Raw genomic sequence first — 19,667 nt, 5'->3', positions numbered from 1 at the left:
CTCTGTCAGCGCCGGAACAGACAGGTGACCTGCCCATCGAGGTCGCGGACATGGACCGGCAATCCGAAAATTTCGCCGATGACGGCCTCGGTGATTACCGCGGGCACTGGTCCTTCCCGCGCGATGCGGCCGTTCCTCATGGCGACGATCCGATCGGCATAGGCGGCCGCGAAGTTTATGTCGTGGATGACGACGACGACGGTCTTGCCGCGCTCGTCGGCCGCCTTTCGCATCAGGCGCATGATCTCGACGGCGTGGCGGATGTCGAGATTGTTGAGCGGTTCGTCGAGGAGGATGATGTCGGTGTCCTGGGCGAGCGCCATGGCGACGAAGGCGCGCTGGCGCTGGCCGCCGGAGAGTTCGTCCAGAAAGCGCTCGGCAAGATCCTCGAGGCCGAGAAAGCCGATCGCCTCTTCGACGATGGCGCGGTCTGACGCCGAAAGACGTCCCTTCGAATGGGGAAACCGGCCGAAGCCGACGAGATCGCGCACCGTCAGGCGGGAGAGAATGGCGTTTTCCTGCCTGAGGATCGCGAGGCGTCTGGCGAGCTGGTCGCCGGGCGTTGTCGCGACGTCGAGACCGGCGACGAGCGCACGTCCGGCATCCGCGGGCAAAAGCCGGGCGATCATCGCAAGAAGCGTCGACTTGCCGGCCCCGTTCGGGCCGATGATCGCCGTCAGGCCCGACGGCGGCAAGGTGAGGTCGACGTCGTCGACGACGAGCCGATGCCCGTAGCGTTTGGTCAGGCCTTGCGCTTCGATCATGCGGTGCCTTTCTTAAGAAGAAGCGCGAGGAACACGAGACCCCCGAGAAATTCGACGACCATGCCGAGCGCGGAATTGTAGCCGAGCGCATGTTCGAGGATGGTCTGCCCCCCGGCGAGGGCGATCACGCCCAGTAGGCTGGCGGCCAGAAGCGTGACGGCATGGTGGCGCGATCCGACCAGCGTCCGGGCGAGGCTCGCGACGATGAGCCCGAAAAACGTCACCGGCCCGACCAGCGCCGTCGAGACCGCCACGAAGATGGCGCAGAGCGCCAGAACCTGAAGCGTGACCTTGCGATGGGCGATGCCGAGCGAGATCGCCGTGTCGCGTCCGAGCGCCATGACGTCGAGGATCGATGTCAAACGCGCCGTCAGAAGCGTCGCGCCGGCGATCAGGGCGGCGGCGACGGCCAGAAGTGTTTCGTCTACCGTGTTGAAGCTGGCGAACATCAGGTCCTGAAGGACGACGAAGTCGTTGGGGTCGATCAGCCGCTGCATCAGCTCGTCGAGCGACCGGAAGAGGACGCCCATGACAAAGCCGATCAGCAGCAGGCGGTGGATGTCGCGGGCATGGGTGGAGATGAGCGAGCCGTAGAGCAACAAGGCAAAGCCGACGAGAATTCCGGTCTCCACCGAAAAGAGAGCGAGCGGATCGATGCGCGCCGTGAAGGCGGCGCCGGCGAAGAAGACGATCAGCGTCTGGATCAGCCGGTAAAGCGCGTCGAAGCCCATGATGGAGGGCGTTAGGATGTGGTTGCCGGAAATCGTCTGAAAGAGGACGGTCGAGACCGCGATCCCATGGCCGACGAGCACCATCGCGGCGAGTTTCGTGCCGCGAAAGGGCAGAACGAAGGACCAGGAGCCGCGCGCGCCGAGCGTCATGAAGAGGATGGCGGAGAGGAGGGCGAGGGCGGCGAGGACGAGAAGGGTTCGCGCGTGCTCGGTGAAGGGGCTGGCATCCGGCAGGCTCGTCCTGCCAGGCGAGACCGGGCGCTGGCGCGCGCCATCGCTCATCACGTCAGCCATGGGCGGGCCTCTGCCGGAAGAGGAGCGCGAGAAAGATGACCGATCCGATGACGCCCATGGTCGTGCCGACCGGAACCTCGTAAGGGGCTCGCACGATCCGCCCGAGAATGTCGCAGAGACAGACGAGGCCGGCGCCGGACAGGGCGACGACCGGAACCGTCCGCCGTCCATTGTCTCCGATCGCCATGGAAACGAGGTTGGGGACGACGAGGCCGACAAAGGGGATCGTGCCGACCGAAACCATCGTCACGGCGGAGACGAGGGAGACGATGACGAGGCCCACAAAGACCGTCTGCCCATAGGACAGGCCAAGCCCCACGGCCTTATCGCGGCCCATGCCGGCGAGGGTGAAGCGATCGGCAAAGACGATGGCGAGGAGTGTGAGAACGAGGGCGATCCACAGGAGCTCGTAGCGACCGGCGAGCACCATGGAGAAATCGCCGAGGCGCCAGGCCCCGAGGGACTGCATGAGATCGAAGCGATAGGCGATGAACTGCCCGGCGGCCTGGAGAATGCCGGCGAGGATCAGCCCGACCAGCGGGACGAGAAGGCCGGAGCGCAGTCTCAGGCGGGCGAGGATCGCCATGAACAGGCCCGCGCCGGCAAGCCCCGCGGCCGCGGTGACGAGCATCTTGCCGAAGACCGGCAGCGATGGCGCGATCAGCGTCGTGCCCAGCATTCCAAGCGCCGCCGATTCCGTCACGCCGACCGTCGAGGGTTCGACGAAGCGGTTGGACGTGAGCGTCTGCATGATCAGCCCGGCGACGGCGAGCCCGGCGCCCGCCAGCAGAAGGGCGAAGCTTCGTGGCAGGCGGCTGACGAGAAGGAGCTGCAGCTCGTCAGCGGAGAGATCGCCCGAGACGAGACGCGCGAGCGTCAGGTCGCCCGCGCCGATGGCGATGCTCGCGATGGCAAGCATGGCGAGCGCGAGACCAGCGGCAAGAATTGTCGATCTCTGGGTCATGGAGTGGGGCCTCAGCCACATCTTGCCGCGACAGACTTCCAGTCCGCCGCCCTCAAGAGCCCTTCCGCTTCAGCGCCGCTTGCAGCTGATCTACCGCGCTTTGAAGGGCGCGCAAGCCGGATCCGGCGAGATACCAGTCGCCCGGATCGAGATAGACGACCTGCCCTTTGGACCAGGCGGTGGTTCCACGGACGAGTTCGTTGTCGAGAAGAGCCTTCGCCGAACCCTGGCCGATGGCTGCATCCCGGTCGATGACGAAGAGCCAGTCCGGATTCGTTTCGGCGATATATTCGAAGGAGACCGCCTCGCCATGGGTGCCTTCGCCCAAATTCCGATCGGCGGGCGCGATCCCGAACGCGTCGTGCAAGAGGCCGAAACGCGAGCCGGGGCCAAAGGCGCTGACCTTGTTGCCGGTGGTCAGAAGAATGAGGCCGGTCCCGGCTTCGGACGCTTCGCCGCGAAGCGTCTCGATCGAGGCGCGCAAGGCGGCGATCCGGGTCTCCGCCGTCTCGCTCTTGCCGAAGATTGCGGCGAGCGCCTCGATCCGGTCGATCGCGCTGTCCAGGTAATCGTCGGGGTCCACCGTCATGTCGATGGTGGGCGCGATCGCAAAGAGGGCTTCGGTTTTGTCCATCGAACGGCTGCCGGTGATGATAAGGTCCGGCTGAAGCGCGTTCACCGCTTCGAAATCGGGCTCGAAAAGGGTGCCGACCTTTTCCGGACCGCCGTCACCGAAATGGGCGAGCGCTGGCGGATAGGGCGCGTCGGGGACGCCGTCCACCTCGACACCGAGCGCACCCAGTGTATCGAGAGAGGCGAGATCGAAGACGATCAGCGTTTCCGGGTTCGCTGGCACGCTCTGTGCGCCGCGATTCGTCTCGACGCTGATTTCGGTCGACCGATCGCCGGCCTCGGCGGCGGGCGAGGAGAGCGCGATGAGGCTTGAGGCGAGAAGGGATAAGAGCATCGCCCGGCTCAGCCGGAGGCCCGTTTTCATCGACGAGGTCATGAAGATCTTTCTGCGAAATCGATCGAAAGCTAGTCGCCTCCAGACCTGCATGAACTTGATTTATTTTGTCAACTCTATGCGCTCGGCGACAAGCCAGCGCTGACATCCGACAATCATCGCTTTTGGTTGGCTTTGGCGAGGAAGAGGGGCGCGTTTCTTTAGAATAATTCAAAGATCAAAACGCGGTGAAGAGGTGGCTTATCTTTGGAAAGGTAGCACAAAATCCACCAGAGCGATGCTTATAAACTTGACTTCAAATATCTGGTTTCGATAGGCGGTCTCACGACCACCCGTTCTTCAGGATGCCGAATGTCGAATTGTCCTCACCGTCTCGTCGCAGCTGCCTTTGCAACCCTTTTCGTCTCCGTCCTCGCGCATCCGGCCACGGCTCAGGATCAGTCGTCCGATTCCAAAGCCTCAGGCGCGGAGCAAAGCTTCTCGATCGAACTCAACCGCGCAACGCCGACCGAAGGCGGATGCCGGCTCGGTTTCGTGACGCGGAACGGCCTCGGCTCCGATCTCACCAGGGCGGCGTTCGAGATCGTCCTCTTCAATCCGGAAGGCCTGATCGAGCGGCTCCTGGTTCTCGACTTCGGAGCGATGCCGGAGGGGCGCACCAAGGTGCGCGAGTTCAACCTGTCCGGCGCTGCCTGCGATCGGATCGACAGGGTGCTCGTCAACGACGTGTCGGCCTGTGAGGGCGAAGGCGTTGCCGAAGAGGCCTGCGCATCCGCGCTCACCGCGTCCTCGAAGAACGACATCACCTTCGGTCTCTAATCTGCCTCAACGGATGCCTGGATCACCATGAACGCTTCTTTCCTTCTCGAGCCGATCATCGATATCTACGAGCTCGGCGGCTTCGTCGTCCTCATCCTCGCCATGCTCTCCGTCGTCGCCGTCGCCGTCGTCCTCTTGAAGCTCTGGCAATTTTCGACGGAAGGCGTCGGTCGCAGGCGCGCGGGCGCTCGGGCGGTCGAGGCATGGGTTCGCGGCGATACGTCCGAAGCGCTGAAGCTTGCCGAAACCGGGTCCGGCCCGGTCGCTTCCATCGTCGCCTCCTCAATCCGTGGCGCGATGTCGACGGGCACCGCCAGGCAGACCATCGAGGAGGACGTGCAGCGGATCGCGACGGAGCGGCTTCATTCGCTCGGGGCGGGCCTCAGGCTTCTTGAAGCCATTGCCCAGATCGCGCCGCTTCTCGGCCTCTTCGGCACGGTTCTCGGCATGATCGAGGCTTTCCAGGCCATGCAGAGCGCGGGCTCGGATATCGATCCCTCGCAGCTTGCCGGCGGCATCTGGGTGGCGCTTCTGACCACGGCGGTCGGCCTCGCCGTCGCCATGCCGGCGCAACTGCTCACGACATGGTTCGACGGGCGCATCGAGAACGAGCGCGTCGCCATGGAAACGGCGGTCGCCGCGATCTTCACGCGCCGGATCACCGATCGCCGCGTCAGGGACGAGACCCCGACCGGTCCCGGATTGCGTGCCGTGCCCGAAGCGCCGGCCAATCTCGCACCGGGCGAATAAAGCGATGCGCATCGGAGCGAAACCAGCGCGGCGGGCAGGGCTTTCGATGACGTCTCTGATCGACGTCATCTTCCTCCTGCTCCTGTTCTTCATGCTGACCTCGACTTTCGTCCGCCATCAGCAGGTGGAGATCGCGGCACCTGCACCACAGGGCGCGAGCGGCGGTTCGACGCCGGACATTCTCCTGCGCGCGAAGCCGGACGGCGCAATCTCGGTCAATGGAGAGGTGGTCGAGACGATCGCCCTCGTCGAACGGCTCGCGGGCCTGCGCGAAGCCGGCGGCGAGAAGCTTCTCGTGAAGGCCGATGACGGCGCCGACAGCCAGACGCTTGTCGGTGCCGTGGAAGCGGCCCGCCGGGCGGGCTTTTCCGCAATTTCCGTCGCCGACTGATCTGAACGATTCCGGAAGCCAGCCATGAAACTCGACCGATCCAAAAGACGCCGTGGCCAGGACCCGACGATCGCGCTGATCAACATCGTCTTCCTGATGCTGATCTTCTTTCTGCTCGCCGGCACGGTCGCGGCGACGAGCGAAAACGATATCGAACTGATCCGCACGAGCGAGGCCGAACGCACGCGTCCGCCCGCCGGGCCCGTTGGCATCACGGCCGCCGGGGACCTGCGCTATGAGGGCGAGGCGGTGAGCGAAGACGCCTTGCTCGCAGCCCTCAGCGAAACCAATGCGGCACCTGTCGCAGCGTCTGCGAACGGGGCTTCCGTCGCCGGCACGCCACTCTCCATCACGGCGGACCAGTCCCTGCCGGCAACCGATCTGATCGGGTTCCTGCGAACCCTGCGCGCGGCCGGGTTCGAGGCCCGCATCGTCACCCGATCCGGCGGGAGCCTGTAGACATGGGGTTTACACGCCGCGCTGCCGTATCCGCTCTCGTTGTTTCCTTCGCGCTCCATGCCGGCGCAGCGGTTTGGGCGACCTCGGCGACGAGCGAAGACGAGCCTGCCATGATGGAAGGTGGGCCGGGCCTCCAGATGGCGGTCTCCGGCGATCCTTTCGATGCGCTTGCCGCCGGCGAGGAAACGAGCGAGGCCGAAACCGCCACGGTCGCCGAAACTGTCGAGACCATCGAAGCCGAACCGGTTGAAACCGCCGAGCCCGTCGAGACACCCGCAGACATGCCGCCGGAAGACCTCGTCGCGGAGGTCAATCCCGATATTGAACCAGAAAGAGCCGAGACGGTGGACGAGGCTCCGCCGGAGACGACGGAGGTCGCCGAACGTGTCGAGGTCGCCGCAGTGGAGCCGGAGACGACGACCATCGCGCCCGTCACGGAAACCGTCGAGGCGATGGACCCGCAGCCCGACAACGTGCCGCAACCAACGCGCAGGCCCAATCCCCCGCCGCGCCGCGTCGCCGAAGATCCGCCCGAGCGCGCAAAGCCGCAGCGGAAGAGGGCGCAGCCGCAGCGCCAGGAACGAGCCCAACGCGCGGAGCGGACAGAGGCTGCCAGCGGCAATCGCGGCCGCAACCAGGCGAACGCCCGGCGCGGTTCGCGTGAAAGCGGCCGGGCCGCCCGTAGCGGAGGCGGCGGGTCGGGCATCAGTGCGTCCCAGGCGAGGTCGAACTATTCCGGTCAGATCCTTTCCCGGATCCGCGGCGCCCAGCGTTATCCCAATGCAGCGCGCCGGCAGAGAGCTGAAGGTACGGCAACCGTCTCGTTCACGATATCGGCGAGAGGCGGCGCATCGGGCATCCGGCTTTCCCGTTCGTCGGGCAATTCGCTCATCGACCGCGCGGCTATCGACACCATTCGTCGGGCTTCGCCGTTTCCGCCAATCCCGCGCGAAGCCGGCCAGCGATCGATGAGCTTCACGGTCCCGATCCGCTTTCAGCTACGCTGAACGGATCGGTGAATGCCGATGCAGACGAGACACGAGCGATATGACGAGGACAGCAAAGGGAAGGCGCTCAGGGAAGAGTTTCTCAGTCTCCTCGACCGGGCGCCCGTCGCCTGCCGGATGGAGCTCGAAACGGAACTCCTTGATGCACGCCTGGCGGTGGAGACCGGCGAACCACTGGCATCGCTTTTGACGGTTGAGCGGCTTACACGGGCCCGCCTCCGGGAGCGCGCAGGCGGCGCCCCGTCGAACAAGATCGCCCACGCCCAGGTCCACAGGAACCTGTCTCGTTCGATCCTGTCGACCCTCGCAACGCTCTGGCTGCTGCATGAGCTTGTTCCGGCCAGCCATGCCAACCGAACCGTCCGGATTGCGAAGCCGGAGCCGGACAGCCGGCGTGCGGCCGCGGGCTTTGCCGATGTTCGCAGCGGGAGCATCGCCGATCTCGGCGCGGCAATCGCAGACGTCACGCACGCGCTTGAGGCTGTCAGCATCCCGAGGGCGAGAATCCTTCCGGCCCTGCGGCGGAGCAATTGCGCTATCGCGATCGCCGCGCCCTATCTCGTTGTCCTGCGCCATGGCGGTCCGGCCCACGACATGAGGCCCGCGCTTGCGCGCTTCCTTGGGAGCGTTGCGCCACGGTTCGCCGGCGAGATTTTCTGGCGGGACCCAGGCGCTCCGGGCGAGAGTCCCCGAGCGGATCTTCCTGAGCCCAGAGCCATCCGCGTGACGTGCTGCCTGAAATACACCTGCGCAGCGCGACGCTTTTGCGGCACCTGCCCGAAGCGCGACTGATCACCCATCACCCCTCAACCATCGGAGAGAGCATCATGACCATATCGTCCGCTGCATTCAAAACCGCCCATGGCAATCGCTACAAGCAGGCCATGGCCAAGCATTTCGGTCACAAGATTGCTGTCGAGGAGACCGAACAGACGGCCATCCTGAATTTCGAGATGGGAACCGGAACCGTCGCGATCGTCGAGGACGGGCTGTCTCTCTCTGCACAGGCTTCGAGCGGCGAGGATGTCGCCACGATCGAGGACGTTCTGGAGCGGCATCTCGAACGCTTCGCCTTTCGCGAGACCTTCCCCAAGCTCGATTGGCAGCGCACGGAGGGTGACGCGGGACGCTGATCGGCGGCGTCAGACGAACTGGAACCGGCTGTCCTCGTCATCGAGGATCGGCGCCCGATCGTCATGCCCGTGCTGGGCGGCGACGAGGCGGGCATAGGCGCCGCCTTTCTCAACGAGCGCGTCATGGGTGCCGGTCTCCACGATCCGGCCCGCTTCGACGAAGCAGATCCGATCCGCATGGCGGATCGTCGACAGCCGGTGGGCGATGACGAGGCTGGTGCGCCCTTTCGAGAGTTCGGCGAGCGAGGCCTGGATCTGTCGCTCGGTCGCCGTATCGAGGGCGGAGGTCGCTTCGTCGAGGATGAGGATCGCCGGGTCCTTCAGGAACATGCGGGCGATCGACAGCCGCTGCTTCTGGCCGCCCGAGAGCTTGACCCCGCGCTCGCCGACGATGGTGTCGAGGCCGTTCGGCAGCGCCGCGACCGTTTCGGCGAGCGAAGCGCGCCGCATCGCCGAGACGATCTCCTCCTCGCTTGCATCGAGGCGTCCATAGGCGATGTTCTCGCGCACCGTTCCGCCGAAGAGGAAGACGTCCTGCTGGACGACGCCTACATGATTGCGCAGCGAGGCGAGCGTCATGTCGCGGATATCCCGGCCGTCGATGCGGATCACGCCGCCGGTGACGTCGTAGAAGCGCGGCAACAATGCGCAAATCGTCGTCTTGCCGGCCCCGGACGGGCCGACAAAGGCGATCGTCTCGCCCGGCTTCGCGGTGAAACTGACATCGTCGAGAACCGGAAGATCGTTACGGCCATAGGCAAAGCGCACCCGGTCGAACGAGACCTCGCCCCGGACATCCTCCACGACGACGGCTCCCGGCCGATCCTCGATATCCGGCTCGGTATCGAGAAATTCGCAGTAGCGACGAAAGCCGGCGATGCCCTTCGGATAGCTCTCCAGCACGGCCGCGATCTTTTCGACAGGCCGGAAGAACACGCCGACGAGAAGCAGGAAGCCGACGAAGCCGCCATTGGTGAGGTCGCCGGCGATGACGAAATACGTCCCCGTCACCATGACGATCACCTGGGTGAGGCGCATGGAGAAATAGTTCAGCGACTGGGACCAGGACATGATCTTGTAGGCGTCGAGTTTGCGGCGGCGATATTCGGCGTTGTTGGCCGAGAACAGCCGGCGCTCGTGATGCTCGTTGCCAAAGGCCTGGACGACGCGGATGCCGCCGACATTTTCCTCGATCCGGGCGTTGAAATCCCCCACCGAGGCATAGATCGCGCGCCACGTCGCCGTCATGCGGGCGCCGTAGCGTGTCGTCAGCCAGGCTCCGACCGGCACGATGACGCCGGTGATCAGCGCCAGTTCCACATGGACGAACAGCATCAGCACGAAGGCGCCGATAAAGGTCATCACGGCGATGAAGAGATCTTCCGGGCCGTGATGGGCGATCTCGCCGATCTCTTCCAGATCCTTCGTCAGACGGCCGACGAGGTGGCCGGTCTTGACGTTGTCGAAATAGCCGAAGGAGAGCTTTTGCAGATGATCGAAGGCCCGGCGGCGCATCTCGGTTTCGATATTGATCCCGAGCATATGTCCCCAATAGGTCACCACCGCCATCAGGCCTGTGTTGAGGACATAGATCGCCAAGAGGCCGACGGTCGCCGCGATGATGAGCGCCCACTCGCTGCCGGGCAGGAGATCGTCGACGAAGACCTTCACGGCGATCGGAAAGCCGAGTTCGAGAAGCCCGGCGAGCACCGCGCAGCCGAAATCGAGCATGAACAGCCCCTTATAGGGCCGATAATAGGAAAAGAACCGCTTCAGCATTCAATCAGACGTACAAGAAATGAGGCCATCGGGCGAATGGCGCCCGCTCCAGGCCGAGCGCGACCGGCGTTGGAATTCGCAAGAACGAGCGATGGATGGGGCAGGTCATCGCGCCACGGCTGTGGCCTCTCTTTTGGCAAGGAGAGCGGCCGCTGACTGCAATTCGTCGCGGATGGCGATCTCGATCCCGTCGAGCTGGTCGAGCCGTTCGTGGATTGCGCCGACCGTTTCCGCTCTGGTGTCCACCGCGAGCTTGCTGATGTCCAGTTGAACAAGCCGCAGCCCCTGGACCAGCCGTTCGATCTCGTCCGCCCAGAAGTCGAAACCCGCCGTGTCCCGGCCAAGGCCCCGCCAGAGATAGGCGAAGACATGCTCATAGGCGTATTTTCGGATGACGAGGATCGCCAGTTCGGCGACCGCCTCGGTGAGATCGCCGAGCCGGTCTTCCCCCACATGCCGGTCGATAATCGTGCGCAAGGTGGATGAGAGCTGGAGCCCGTCGCCCGCGAGGCGTTGTGCGACGAAAGCGCCGCCCTCCGACGGCGACGGCTGCCGGGACTGGGTGTGATCGATGAGGAAGCCGCCGGAAACATGCGGGCTCTCCATGGCGCTGCGGAGCCGGTCCCTCGCGATCGGACCCTCCCAACGAAAATCGACATCCCGCATGAGGACGGTCGACGGATCGTCGGTCGCCTCGATCAGGACGTAATGTGGAAACGGGTCACGATCGAACGGGTTTTCGCGTTCCGGAAGGCGATGGAGATCGACCATCGCCATGACGTCGATCGTTGCCGACCCCGCGTCCAGATGGGATAAAAGCGCCGAGGCTTCGACGATGTCGGTCACCCTGCCGCCGTAAAGCTCCTGAAAGCCGCTGCGGAAGGTCTCGTGATCCATGAAACCGGCATGGTAGCGAAGGCGGCCATTCTCATCGACCGCAATCTCGGCGTCGGGGATCGCGGCGTAGAAGGGACGCTGGTCGATGCCGCGCTTCTTCAGTCCGTCGCACAGGCAACTCGCGAAGCAATGGACCTTGATGTCCATCGGCATCTCGCCATGGACGCCGTCCTCACCCGCGGCCTCGGTGAGGCCTCTTTCCGGATCGACCGGCGGCGCGCGCCGCGGCGAAAGGTCTAGCGCCGCCGCTCCGCTTCCCAAATGCAGAAGGAGATCGCCGACGGTGATCAGGCGAGCCCCATCGAGCGCCGCCTGGGGAACCTCGTAGCCGTGCCCGGTTTCGAGCCGCACGAAAAGCTCCATCAGCACGACCGAATCGATGCCGAGATCCTCGCGAAGGCGCGCGGCCATGGCGAAGCGGTCCATGTTCGGGTGACGGATTTCCTCGGCGAGCACGCAGCGGATCGTGTCGAGGAGCGTTGGCTGGCTTATCGTATCCATGATCGGTCCTGTCAGAGGGTGTCGGCGGCATAGCGCGCGCGGACCTCCCGCCGGCTGATCTTGCCGGTGGGGCCGCGCGGGATCTCGGGGACGCGCCTTATCTCGCGCGGGCGCTGGTGGGCCGCGAGACGCCCAATGCACCAAGCGCCAAGAGCTGCCTCGCTGACGGAGGTGGTGCCCTCGAAAATGAGAGCGACGCGGCCGCCGGCGAGGGCATCGTCGAGCCCGAAGACGACGGCATCGCCGACGCCCGGCATCGAGAGCGCAACGTCCTCCACCTCGCGGGGATAGACGTTGAGCCCCGAGACGATGATCGTATCGTCAAGGCGCGCGTCGAAATGAAGAAGACCGCCGGTGTCGAAATGCCCGAGGTCGCGCGTATCGATGCGCTCGGTGCCGGTCTCGACGAGGATCGGTGCCGGGCTGTCCGGCGTTCCGGCCGTCACGGTCAGATGCGGCAGCGGGCGGCCCATGATCTCGGCCCGGCGAAGGTCCTGGTTGACCGCGATGACGCCGGCTTCCGAACAGCCATATTGCTGGAACAGCGTGTGGGTCTTGGCGCGGATCGTCTCGAACCAGGGCGCGGGCAAAAGCGTGCCGGAGGTCATGGCCGCATGCAGCATCTCGCCGGACTTCAGGAAGCGCGCTGCCACATGCAGGAATGCGGGCGCGGCGTAAAGCACCGGACGCTCGACCTCGCCGAGCATCGAAAGAACGTATTTCGGATTGTCGGGCGGGATCACCAGCGGCTCGGCGCCGCGCGCGAGACCGGCGAGCAAGCCGCAGATCAGGCCGTAGGAATGGCTGACCGGACAGGCGACCACCGGCGTCAGGTCACGGGCCGCTTCGAAAACCTGCGTATAGGACGCAATCTCCGTCTCGATACTGGCGAAGGATCGGGAGATGATCTTCGCCTCGCCCGTGGTGCCGGAACTCGTCTGGATCAGCCGATGATCGAAGTCGGCACGGGGATGGTCCGGCTCCAGCGCGATCGCGGCAGCGGTTCCGAAGGTGAGGCTCCTGCATCCCGCCTTGAGCGCCTGGCGCCGCGCGGCGGGCTCGGGCGTCGAGGGATGCAGCGGCATGACGCTTCCGCCTTCGCTGCGAATGCGCAGAAAGGCGGCGATCATCTCGGCCGGATCGGAAAGGCACAGGGCATGGGCGGCCGCAAGCGGCAAGCCGATGCGGCCATCCGTGACCATGCTCGACGCGATGTTTGCAAGAGCCTCGTCATCGAGACGTCGATCGGCGAAACGGATCATGCCGCGGCCCCTTTCGCGAGATTGCCCGACAGCGTGCGGGCGAGGGGGTTTTCAACACGCAATGGCCAGGTCGGATCTCGACCGAGTTTCGAGGCAAGCAGGCGATCGGTGACGATCTCCCCGGCATCGAGCCCGAGCCGCAGGAACCGGTCGTCGAGACCGAAGGCGCGGACATGATCCTTGATCATCACGGCCATTGTCTCGAAGAAGACGGCCTCGGGAAGCCCGTAACGGCGCTCCAGAAGGAACGAGATCTCGCTGATCGAGAAGATCAGCACCGCATCCATGAAAAGCCAGCGCAGGTCCTCCAGCGTCTCCATCCAGTAGAAGCGGTTGGGTGTGGGATCGGCGAAGACCCGGTCGATCGCTTCGAAATCCGGGAGCGGCGGCACGTTCCACAGGAAGTCCGGCACCCATTCGAGATTGTCCGAGAAGTCGCGAAGCGCGATCCGCACAGGCCAGCCGTCCCGGTGGACGAGAACGACATTCTGGCCATGCGCCTCGGCCGCGACACCATGGGCGACGAGAAGATGCAGGAAGGGCAGGACCACCACCTCGATCAGCCGGTCGGCAAAGGCCCTGACGCCATAACGCTCGATCCATGGCTGGATGAAGGGATCGCCATCCTTTTCGATCGTCATCAGGGCGTTGAGCGGAACGGCGCTCTCGCCGGCCTCCACCGCCTTTGCCGGGTTCTCTCGCCGGATCAGACCGATCTGTTCGGCGCTCGAAAGATGGCGTTCGAAGACAGCGGCGCTGGTCTCCTTGAGCGCGACGAGGCGGCGGTTTTCCGATAGCCAGGGATCGCCCCCCACCAGTCTTTCGAACCAATCCGACAAAGCGGGCGCGGCCAGCGCCCAGTGCGGCTCCAGCGTTCGCGGCACCGAGGTGTTGACGACGTCGAGGGGCAATTTCAGGTGGGGCGATTGCGGGCGCTCGAGGTTGAAGAGCGTTCGCAGCGATTGGCCTGCGCCATAAAACGCGCCGATCTGACCCAGATGATGCAGATCGCCGAGCGCTGCGGCAGGCGCGAGAAGATCGCGAGCGTGCCGGTGCCACTGCCAGGGATGGATCGGCAACAGCCGCCAGTCCGCGGTGTCGCGTCCCGCCTGAGCCTGCGCCGCCGCCGCGACCTCCTGTCCCGCGAAATCGGCCCATCGATCCGGGCTGTTTGCGATCGTGCCGGCCTCCGACAGCCGCTCTTTTCGGACAAGACACCAGTGGAGTTTGAATGCGGCGCAGGTCTCAGGCCCGAAGGCCCGATCGTCCTCTGCGCTGAAGCCGAGCCGGCCTCGAAAAGCCGGATGGTAGGGATGGCCCTCGTAGATCGCCGCATCCAGAGGATCGCAGGCGAGGGCCCGACGATCCTTCGGCGCGCGATCGGTCGCGGCCGCAAGGCCGGACACGGTGCGCGAGAATTCGCGGGTGAGATCGTCCAGGCGAGCGGGGTTGGGGCGAAGCCCGGCGAGAACGGCGAGAAGCGTGTTTCTGTCCGGCTTTCCGCCGCCGATCCTGACGCTTTCCGGCAGGATGCGGTAACGTCCGAAAGCCCCTTTGAGAACGCGAAAATCGACATTGAGATAGCCGATCCGGGTGCGCATCGGCACCGCTCGTTCGATCGCCGAGGTCGCCAAAATATCTGCGGACAAGAGGCCCTCGAAGAGCGCGGCCGAGAGAAGCTGCGCGAGAACCCGGCGCAGCGGGCCGTCCGGTCCCGGTCCGTCGAGGACGAGGGTCACGACACGCGCCTCGGGCGGGCAGCACGGAGACCCGCGATCGGATTGGCGATCGCCCCGTAGATGCCGGAAACATTTCCCGCCGCAAGTTCGTCGATCGCGGCGAGGCGCAGGCCGAGATTGGCCTTGGAGACGAGTTCGGGAGATTCGAGCACGAAGTCGCAGAACCGGCGACCGCTGGAGACGGTCTCCCCATGCAAGCGTTCGAGCCTGTCCCGGAGGTCGGAAAGACCTGCTTCCTCCCGCAACAATCCCTCTTCGCCGAGTCGGGCGATCACCGCGAATATCTGGTTCACGACGAGATAATAGGACATGCGGCCGACGATCTCCGCTTCGCCGAAGAACAGACCGTCGATGCCGAGGGCCTCGGGAAATTGCGCCGCGATCTCGTCCCGGCGTTCGCAAGTCAGGTAGAAGCCCTGATTGTCCCGGTAAACGAGGCCGCAAGGCCAGCCCCGCTCGCTCTTTAAAAGGGCGTTCTGCTGATGGGCTTCGAGCGCGATGCCGGTCTGATCGAAGAAGGAGACGAGCGGATCGAGGCTGGAGGCGAGATATGCCGCGAACCATTGGCGCGCGGTTCGCTCCAGAGACCGTGGATCGCGCGATCCAGCGAGCTTTGCGATCATTCGTGCCAGACGGCTTCGCCCGTGCCCATCCGGCGAGGTCAGCAAAGCCGCGATCATGGTCGGATATGTGCCGTCCGGGTTTGCTTCGAGCACGTCCCGGTAGATCGTCTCGAATCCGCTTTCTGCGCCGTTCGCGAAAGCCAGGGTGGTCCAGGCCGGATCGGGAAGGATGGTCAGGCGATCGCGCCGCCCCGCTTGCCCGGCGCGGCGAAGCCAGGCCGCCATCGCCGCGCCTGCCCTCATCTCCTCAAGTCCGTTCTTCCGGATCGAATTGGTGATCCGAACGGGAAGCGAGAACTTCAGCATGTGGCGCGCGTCGGGCGAATAGACGGTCCGCATCGAGGATGTGGCGAAGAAAGGCGGACCGGCCTCGCCGAGACAGCGCAGACGATCCTCGGCCAGTGCTGGGCTCAACTCCGGCTTCAGAAGGAGGTGCTGGGCCTGTAGCGGATGCATGAGGAGCAGCGCTTCATGGCCCGACAGACCTGATGCGATCTTGCGGCCGGCAATCTCAAGGGCCAGTTCGCTCGGTTTTGGGCCGTAGGCCGCGGCCTCCCGGACGAGGTCTCGATCCGCGGCGAATGCGACTAGCCTGAAGCTTCGTCCGGCCTCCGGACCATAGATGGCGCGCTGCCAGTCCGCGATCCCGTCCATGCTCTTCGGTGCCGGGTGCAACCAGTGACCGCCCGAAACGGATTGCTCCGCCTCCACGAAGGCTGGCAAGGCTTGGCGACCGTTGATCCGCGTCCGCTTGCCTTCGAGGTTTTTGGCGATCGCGCGTGTGCTCTCGACCACCTGCATGACGAGTTCGGCCGCCCGGCGGGCCGCCGTCACCGCATCGCCGCGCCCGTGGGAAGCCTCCGCAATCAGGCCCTGTATGGCCGCCATCCGGTCGATCGGGCGATAACGGCCTTCGATATTCGCGATTTCGACCGAGCCGAAGTCGTTGGTCCCGCAGAGGGACCGATATCGAAGCTCCGCCCGGAGGGTTCGGCCGAGATTCGGCAGGTCGAAGAGAAGGAAGGGGCTTTCCGAAAATCCGTCGAAGACAAGACGGCCGGCATCGATCTCGCGCATGTAGCCATTCGCGAACGCCCGGAACGCGATCCGCTCCGCCCGATTCCAGTCGTCGTCCGGCGCATCGCCGAGGCAGTCGCCGGCCTGATGCACCGCCGTGCTGGAGACCGCGAGCGCGGCCGCCCCTTGCCCTTCGGGATGGAGCGCATGATCCGGCTTCGGTGTCGACACGAGCGTTTCGCACAGCGATGGCATTTCGAGCTCTCCCGGAGATCGTTTCATACCCGCCGCAGTGACAGCCGGCTCGCGCTGGGTAGACGGACTTCGAGCGTGATGCAATAAATATGATAAAAACAATCATGTTATTTGCGCCGCGCATGCGGATCGGTCATTGGCGCGCCGTCGGGCGGGCATTTTCCCGGACCGATTTCCGTCGAGCGCATAAGGAGATCAAGCCATGCAGCCTTTAGGAATGGCGACCGTGACATTCGGCGAGACCCTCACCGAGACGTTCGAAGCGATCGCAAAAGCCGGCTTTTCTCTCGTTGAGCTCTTCGAGGACGATCTCGCCGCCTTCGCTCCGGGACCACGGGAGGCCGCAAGGCTCGCCCGCGACCTCGGGCTGGAGATCGCGATGTATCAGCCGTTTCGCGAATTCGAGGCGATGCCGGAACCGTTCAGATCGGCTGCCTTCGAAAGAGCCGAGCGCGCGTTCGAGATCATGAACGAACTTGGAGCGAAACGCCTTCTCGTTTGCTCGAATGTCTCCGAGCTTACCGATCCGAATCCGGATCGCGCCGCCGCCGATCTTCACGACCTCGGCGAACGGGCGGTGCGACATGGACTTTCCATCGGATACGAGGCGCTGGCCTGGGGTCGCCACACGAGCGACCACAACCAGGCTTGGGACATTGTGCGGCGGGCCGGCCACCCCGGCGTCGGGTTGGTTCTCGACAGTTTTCATTCGCTCGCACGACGCATCCCCAGCGAGACCCTTCGGCTCATCCCCGGCGACAAGATCGTTTTCGTTCAGATTGCCGACGCCCCATGGCTCGACGTCGATTATCTTCAGTGGAGCCGGCACAGCCGCTCCCTGCCGGGGCAAGGGGATTTCGACCTCGAAGCGTTCGTCGCGGCGGTCCTCGCGACAGGATACCAGGGGCCCTTCTCGCTCGAGATCTTCAGTGATTCGCTGAAGACGAAGCGGGCCGCAGGCGTTGCCGTCGAGGGCTACCGTCGGCTGGAAGGGCTTTTGGCATCGGGAGATGCGAACAAGGTAAACGCGCGTCTGCGGGTTGCCTGAGAAAGGCAATACCCGCCGCCCCGGGGGCTCTGCGGCCCGTCGGGGCCGGCCTGAAAACTGGAAGGCTTCCAGTTTCCTTGTATCGCCGCAACAGGACATGGCCTCCGATACATCTCGGGCTTGCTTGAATCTGACTTTTTGAGTCATGTTTTTGAGACGGGTCGCGCATCGATCAGATCGACAGCGCGCGAACCTCAAGTTTCGAGTCGAGAGGATTTCCATGACCGAGAAAAAGGCGACGGCACGCTTGCATCGCACCTTCCTTCTGACCGCCGCCCCGCTGCTGGGCCTCTTCACCTCGCAGGCGCTCGCCCAGTCCGCGACCGGGGATCCAGGCGCAATCCTTCTCGATACTGTGGTCGTCGAGGCCGGCGGCGAGGGCATCGACGAGGGCGGTGAGATCGCGGATGTCTCTGAAGGCAACACCATCGCAGTGATCGACTATTCCGAAATTCAGGAGATCAGCCCGACTTCGGTGCAGCAACTCTTCCGCCGCGAATCCGGCATCACGGTTGGCGGAACGAACACGTTCAACCAGAAGGTTTATGTCCATGGCGTCGAGGAGACCAACCTCGCCGTGACGATCGACGGCGCGCGCCAGAACAACAAGATCTTCCACCACAATGCGACCACCGTCATCGATCCGCGCCTCCTGAAGGCGGCACGCGTGGACGCAGGCGTTGCAGCCGCGGACGCTGGCCCCGGCGCGATCGCGGGCTCCATCGCCTATGAGACGGTCGATGTCGACGACCTCCTCGAGGAGGGTCGCAGTTTTGGCGGCTATGTCGAAGGACGTTACGAGACGAACAGCGAAACCGTGAATACCTATGGAAGCCTCTACGGGCGAGCGAACGGGTTCGAGGCGCTGGGCTTCCTCAACTGGGCCGAAGGCGACGACTATGAGGACGGCAATGGCGACACTGTGGAATATAGCGGCGTTGACCTCCTCAGCGGCCTCGGCAAGGTGGCCTATGAAAGTCTTTCCGGGGACCGTTTCGAAGCGAGCTATGAGCGTGTGAAGGATGATGGCGTCCGGCCATACCGGGCGAATATCGGCAATGTGCTCGGCGGACGGCCCGTGCCGGAGTCGCGGACCTACGACATCGACAGGCAAAACGTGGTCCTGTCCTACGAGAACGTGTTCGCAACCGGCTATTGGGATCCGGAGATCACGCTCGCCTATTCCAAGACCGATCTGTCGACGACGGAGACAAGCCTGCGCAGCCGCCAGGAGATCGTCTACGACGCTTCGACGGACAGCTTCAGCGGAACGGTCGCGAACGAATTCCATCTGGAGAATGGAACGGTAAAAGTTGGTGTCGACGCCTATCGGGACACGGCCGACTTCGTGAGCGAGGTCGATCGGTACAGAACGGAAGAATCGGCCGACAATTTCGGCGGCTTCGCCCAGGCGAGACTCCGCCCCATCGAGCCGCTGCTCGTCTCGTTCGGCGGCCGCGTCGATCACCAGATCTTCACCGGCGTCAACGGCAACGACCAGGAGAATACCGGGGCGAGCGGCAATATCTCGCTCGAATACGACCTCACCGATTTCTTCACCCTGAAGGGCGGCTATTCGAACAATTTCGGAGGCATCGCGCTCGCCGAGAACTTCATCCAGAACCCGAACTGGATCTATGCCGATATCGATCCGGTGCGCGGTGAGAACGCGTTCGCGGGCTTCGGCGTCGAACATCTCGGCTTCACGCTCGACGCGCAGGTCTTCCGAACGAAAATAGAGAACGGGCGCGTGCCGAGCTTCCGCAATCCGAACGCGACGGCGGACTTCCTCAGCACCGGCTACGACGTCGCGCTCGGCTATGACTGGCTGACCGGCCACGTACGCGGCACGTTCACGAGCACCGATACGGAGATCGACGGGGCTCCGGTCGATTCCTTCCTCGGCACCTATTTCACGGCACCGGTTGGCGAATTGTTCACCGTCTCCGCCGTTCAGCGTTTCGACAGCTACGGCGTCACCCTCGGTGCGGATGCCCAGATCGCGCTTGACGAGGATACGCCCTCGCTCGATCCGACGGATCCCGATCTGGCGAACCGCTCGCTCGGCGGCTACACGGTCGTCAACGCCTATCTCGAATACAGCCCTCCGCAGTTCGAGAATGTGAGCTTCCGCGCCGAAGTCGACAACGTCTTCGACGAGGCCTACGCGGAACGCGGCACATACGGGCAGGAGTTCTCGACGGTCGAGCCGCTGCTCAGCCCCGGCCGATCCTTCGGCTTCTCGACCCGCGTCACCTTCTGACGCG

General features: G+C 64.4%; 18 protein-coding genes. 9 read left to right on the top strand and 9 right to left on the bottom strand.

All coding sequences use genetic code 11. The annotated features are described in order from the left end of the window. Positions 1-5: 5 nt before the first annotated feature. The 4 genes from ABDX79_RS16410 to ABDX79_RS16395 form a co-directional block, all read right to left on the bottom strand. Positions 6-764 (bottom strand): iron ABC transporter ATP-binding protein, encoded by a 759-nt coding sequence (locus tag ABDX79_RS16410; RefSeq protein ID WP_346221390.1) that lies wholly within the window; start codon positions 762-764, stop codon positions 6-8. Beyond that, entirely contained in the window at positions 761-1,645 is an 885-nt protein-coding gene (locus tag ABDX79_RS16405) for an iron chelate uptake ABC transporter family permease subunit (protein ID WP_346221400.1), read from the bottom strand. The genes ABDX79_RS16410 and ABDX79_RS16405 overlap by 4 nt, the downstream gene beginning before the upstream one ends. A 136-nt stretch (positions 1,646-1,781) precedes the next feature. Continuing rightward, a complete protein-coding gene (locus ABDX79_RS16400) occupies positions 1,782-2,753 on the bottom strand; it encodes an ABC transporter permease (protein ID WP_346221389.1) in 972 nt (323 codons plus the stop codon). A 52-nt stretch (positions 2,754-2,805) separates the two neighbouring features. Beyond that, the gene (locus ABDX79_RS16395) at positions 2,806-3,762 is read right to left on the bottom strand and encodes a siderophore ABC transporter substrate-binding protein (protein ID WP_346221388.1); all 957 of its coding nucleotides are present in this window, start codon (positions 3,760-3,762) and stop codon (positions 2,806-2,808) included. 309 nt (positions 3,763-4,071) lie between these two features. On the opposite strand from ABDX79_RS16395, the gene ABDX79_RS16390 reads away from it, so the two are divergent. The 7 genes from ABDX79_RS16390 to ABDX79_RS16360 are packed head-to-tail and all read left to right on the top strand — an operon-like array spanning position 4,072 to position 8,279. Then, positions 4,072-4,539, top strand: a complete 468-nt coding sequence (locus ABDX79_RS16390) for a hypothetical protein (protein ID WP_346221387.1) — start codon at positions 4,072-4,074, stop codon at positions 4,537-4,539. A gap of 27 nt (positions 4,540-4,566) precedes the next feature. Further along, positions 4,567-5,289, top strand: coding sequence for a MotA/TolQ/ExbB proton channel family protein (locus tag ABDX79_RS16385; protein WP_346221386.1), 723 nt, complete (start codon positions 4,567-4,569; stop codon positions 5,287-5,289). Between the two features lie 4 nt (positions 5,290-5,293). Beyond that, positions 5,294-5,680 (top strand): ExbD/TolR family protein, encoded by a 387-nt coding sequence (locus ABDX79_RS16380; RefSeq protein WP_346221385.1) that lies wholly within the window; start codon positions 5,294-5,296, stop codon positions 5,678-5,680. A gap of 24 nt (positions 5,681-5,704) precedes the next feature. Then, entirely contained in the window at positions 5,705-6,139 is a 435-nt protein-coding gene (locus ABDX79_RS16375; protein ID WP_346221384.1) for an ExbD/TolR family protein, read from the top strand. Between the two features lie 2 nt (positions 6,140-6,141). Beyond that, entirely contained in the window at positions 6,142-7,146 is a 1,005-nt protein-coding gene (locus ABDX79_RS16370) for an energy transducer TonB family protein (protein WP_346221383.1), read from the top strand. 18 nt (positions 7,147-7,164) lie between these two features. Next, on the top strand, positions 7,165-7,938 hold the full coding sequence (locus tag ABDX79_RS16365) for a (2Fe-2S)-binding protein (protein ID WP_346221382.1): 774 nt from the start codon (positions 7,165-7,167) through the stop codon (positions 7,936-7,938). A gap of 35 nt (positions 7,939-7,973) precedes the next feature. Continuing rightward, positions 7,974-8,279 (top strand): DUF2218 domain-containing protein, encoded by a 306-nt coding sequence (locus ABDX79_RS16360; protein WP_346221381.1) that lies wholly within the window; start codon positions 7,974-7,976, stop codon positions 8,277-8,279. A gap of 9 nt (positions 8,280-8,288) precedes the next feature. Here ABDX79_RS16360 and ABDX79_RS16355 read toward each other — a convergent pair whose 3' ends face one another. From ABDX79_RS16355 to ABDX79_RS16335, 5 genes are all read right to left on the bottom strand, one after another. Then, positions 8,289-10,058, bottom strand: coding sequence for an ABC transporter ATP-binding protein (locus tag ABDX79_RS16355; protein WP_346221380.1), 1,770 nt, complete (start codon positions 10,056-10,058; stop codon positions 8,289-8,291). Positions 10,059-10,163: 105 nt separating this feature from the next. Then, complete coding sequence (locus ABDX79_RS16350) at positions 10,164-11,456, bottom strand: DUF6005 family protein (protein ID WP_346221379.1); 1,293 nt, start codon at positions 11,454-11,456, stop codon at positions 10,164-10,166. An 11-nt stretch (positions 11,457-11,467) separates the two neighbouring features. Then, on the bottom strand, positions 11,468-12,718 hold the full coding sequence (locus ABDX79_RS16345; RefSeq protein WP_346221378.1) for an AMP-binding protein: 1,251 nt from the start codon (positions 12,716-12,718) through the stop codon (positions 11,468-11,470). Further along, positions 12,715-14,457 (bottom strand): IucA/IucC family protein, encoded by a 1,743-nt coding sequence (locus tag ABDX79_RS16340; RefSeq protein WP_346221377.1) that lies wholly within the window; start codon positions 14,455-14,457, stop codon positions 12,715-12,717. The genes ABDX79_RS16345 and ABDX79_RS16340 overlap by 4 nt, the downstream gene beginning before the upstream one ends. Beyond that, a complete protein-coding gene (locus ABDX79_RS16335; RefSeq protein ID WP_346221376.1) occupies positions 14,454-16,352 on the bottom strand; it encodes an IucA/IucC family protein in 1,899 nt (632 codons plus the stop codon). Before ABDX79_RS16335 ends, ABDX79_RS16340 begins: the two co-directional genes overlap by 4 nt. A gap of 202 nt (positions 16,353-16,554) precedes the next feature. Between ABDX79_RS16335 and ABDX79_RS16330 the strand changes: the two genes are divergently transcribed. Both ABDX79_RS16330 and ABDX79_RS16325 read left to right on the top strand, forming a co-directional pair. Beyond that, positions 16,555-17,400, top strand: coding sequence for a sugar phosphate isomerase/epimerase family protein (locus ABDX79_RS16330; RefSeq protein ID WP_346221375.1), 846 nt, complete (start codon positions 16,555-16,557; stop codon positions 17,398-17,400). 220 nt (positions 17,401-17,620) lie between these two features. Further along, complete coding sequence (locus ABDX79_RS16325; RefSeq protein WP_346221374.1) at positions 17,621-19,663, top strand: TonB-dependent receptor domain-containing protein; 2,043 nt, start codon at positions 17,621-17,623, stop codon at positions 19,661-19,663. Positions 19,664-19,667 lie beyond the last annotated feature (4 nt).

The organism is Fulvimarina fulva (genome assembly GCF_039652615.1).
GTDB lineage: Bacteria > Pseudomonadota > Alphaproteobacteria > Rhizobiales > Rhizobiaceae > Fulvimarina.
This window is presented reverse-complemented; position numbering and strand designations above follow the sequence as displayed.

What these genes read in the sequence shown, in the direction of transcription:
- ABDX79_RS16410 (WP_346221390.1), bottom strand. Translation starts at nt 764, where the DNA reads ATGATCGAAGCGCAAGGCCTGACCAAACGCTACGGGCATCGGCTCGTC.
- ABDX79_RS16405 (WP_346221400.1), bottom strand. Translation starts at nt 1,645, where the DNA reads ATGACGCTCGGCGCGCGCGGCTCCTGGTCCTTCGTTCTGCCCTTTCGC.
- ABDX79_RS16400 (WP_346221389.1), bottom strand. Translation starts at nt 2,753, where the DNA reads ATGACCCAGAGATCGACAATTCTTGCCGCTGGTCTCGCGCTCGCCATG.
- ABDX79_RS16395 (WP_346221388.1), bottom strand. Translation starts at nt 3,762, where the DNA reads ATGACCTCGTCGATGAAAACGGGCCTCCGGCTGAGCCGGGCGATGCTC.
- ABDX79_RS16390 (WP_346221387.1), top strand. Translation starts at nt 4,072, where the DNA reads ATGTCGAATTGTCCTCACCGTCTCGTCGCAGCTGCCTTTGCAACCCTT.
- ABDX79_RS16385 (WP_346221386.1), top strand. Translation starts at nt 4,567, where the DNA reads ATGAACGCTTCTTTCCTTCTCGAGCCGATCATCGATATCTACGAGCTC.
- ABDX79_RS16380 (WP_346221385.1), top strand. Translation starts at nt 5,294, where the DNA reads ATGCGCATCGGAGCGAAACCAGCGCGGCGGGCAGGGCTTTCGATGACG.
- ABDX79_RS16375 (WP_346221384.1), top strand. Translation starts at nt 5,705, where the DNA reads ATGAAACTCGACCGATCCAAAAGACGCCGTGGCCAGGACCCGACGATC.
- ABDX79_RS16370 (WP_346221383.1), top strand. Translation starts at nt 6,142, where the DNA reads ATGGGGTTTACACGCCGCGCTGCCGTATCCGCTCTCGTTGTTTCCTTC.
- ABDX79_RS16365 (WP_346221382.1), top strand. Translation starts at nt 7,165, where the DNA reads ATGCAGACGAGACACGAGCGATATGACGAGGACAGCAAAGGGAAGGCG.
- ABDX79_RS16360 (WP_346221381.1), top strand. Translation starts at nt 7,974, where the DNA reads ATGACCATATCGTCCGCTGCATTCAAAACCGCCCATGGCAATCGCTAC.
- ABDX79_RS16355 (WP_346221380.1), bottom strand. Translation starts at nt 10,058, where the DNA reads ATGCTGAAGCGGTTCTTTTCCTATTATCGGCCCTATAAGGGGCTGTTC.
- ABDX79_RS16350 (WP_346221379.1), bottom strand. Translation starts at nt 11,456, where the DNA reads ATGGATACGATAAGCCAGCCAACGCTCCTCGACACGATCCGCTGCGTG.
- ABDX79_RS16345 (WP_346221378.1), bottom strand. Translation starts at nt 12,718, where the DNA reads ATGATCCGTTTCGCCGATCGACGTCTCGATGACGAGGCTCTTGCAAAC.
- ABDX79_RS16335 (WP_346221376.1), bottom strand. Translation starts at nt 16,352, where the DNA reads ATGCCATCGCTGTGCGAAACGCTCGTGTCGACACCGAAGCCGGATCAT.
- ABDX79_RS16330 (WP_346221375.1), top strand. Translation starts at nt 16,555, where the DNA reads ATGCAGCCTTTAGGAATGGCGACCGTGACATTCGGCGAGACCCTCACC.
- ABDX79_RS16325 (WP_346221374.1), top strand. Translation starts at nt 17,621, where the DNA reads ATGACCGAGAAAAAGGCGACGGCACGCTTGCATCGCACCTTCCTTCTG.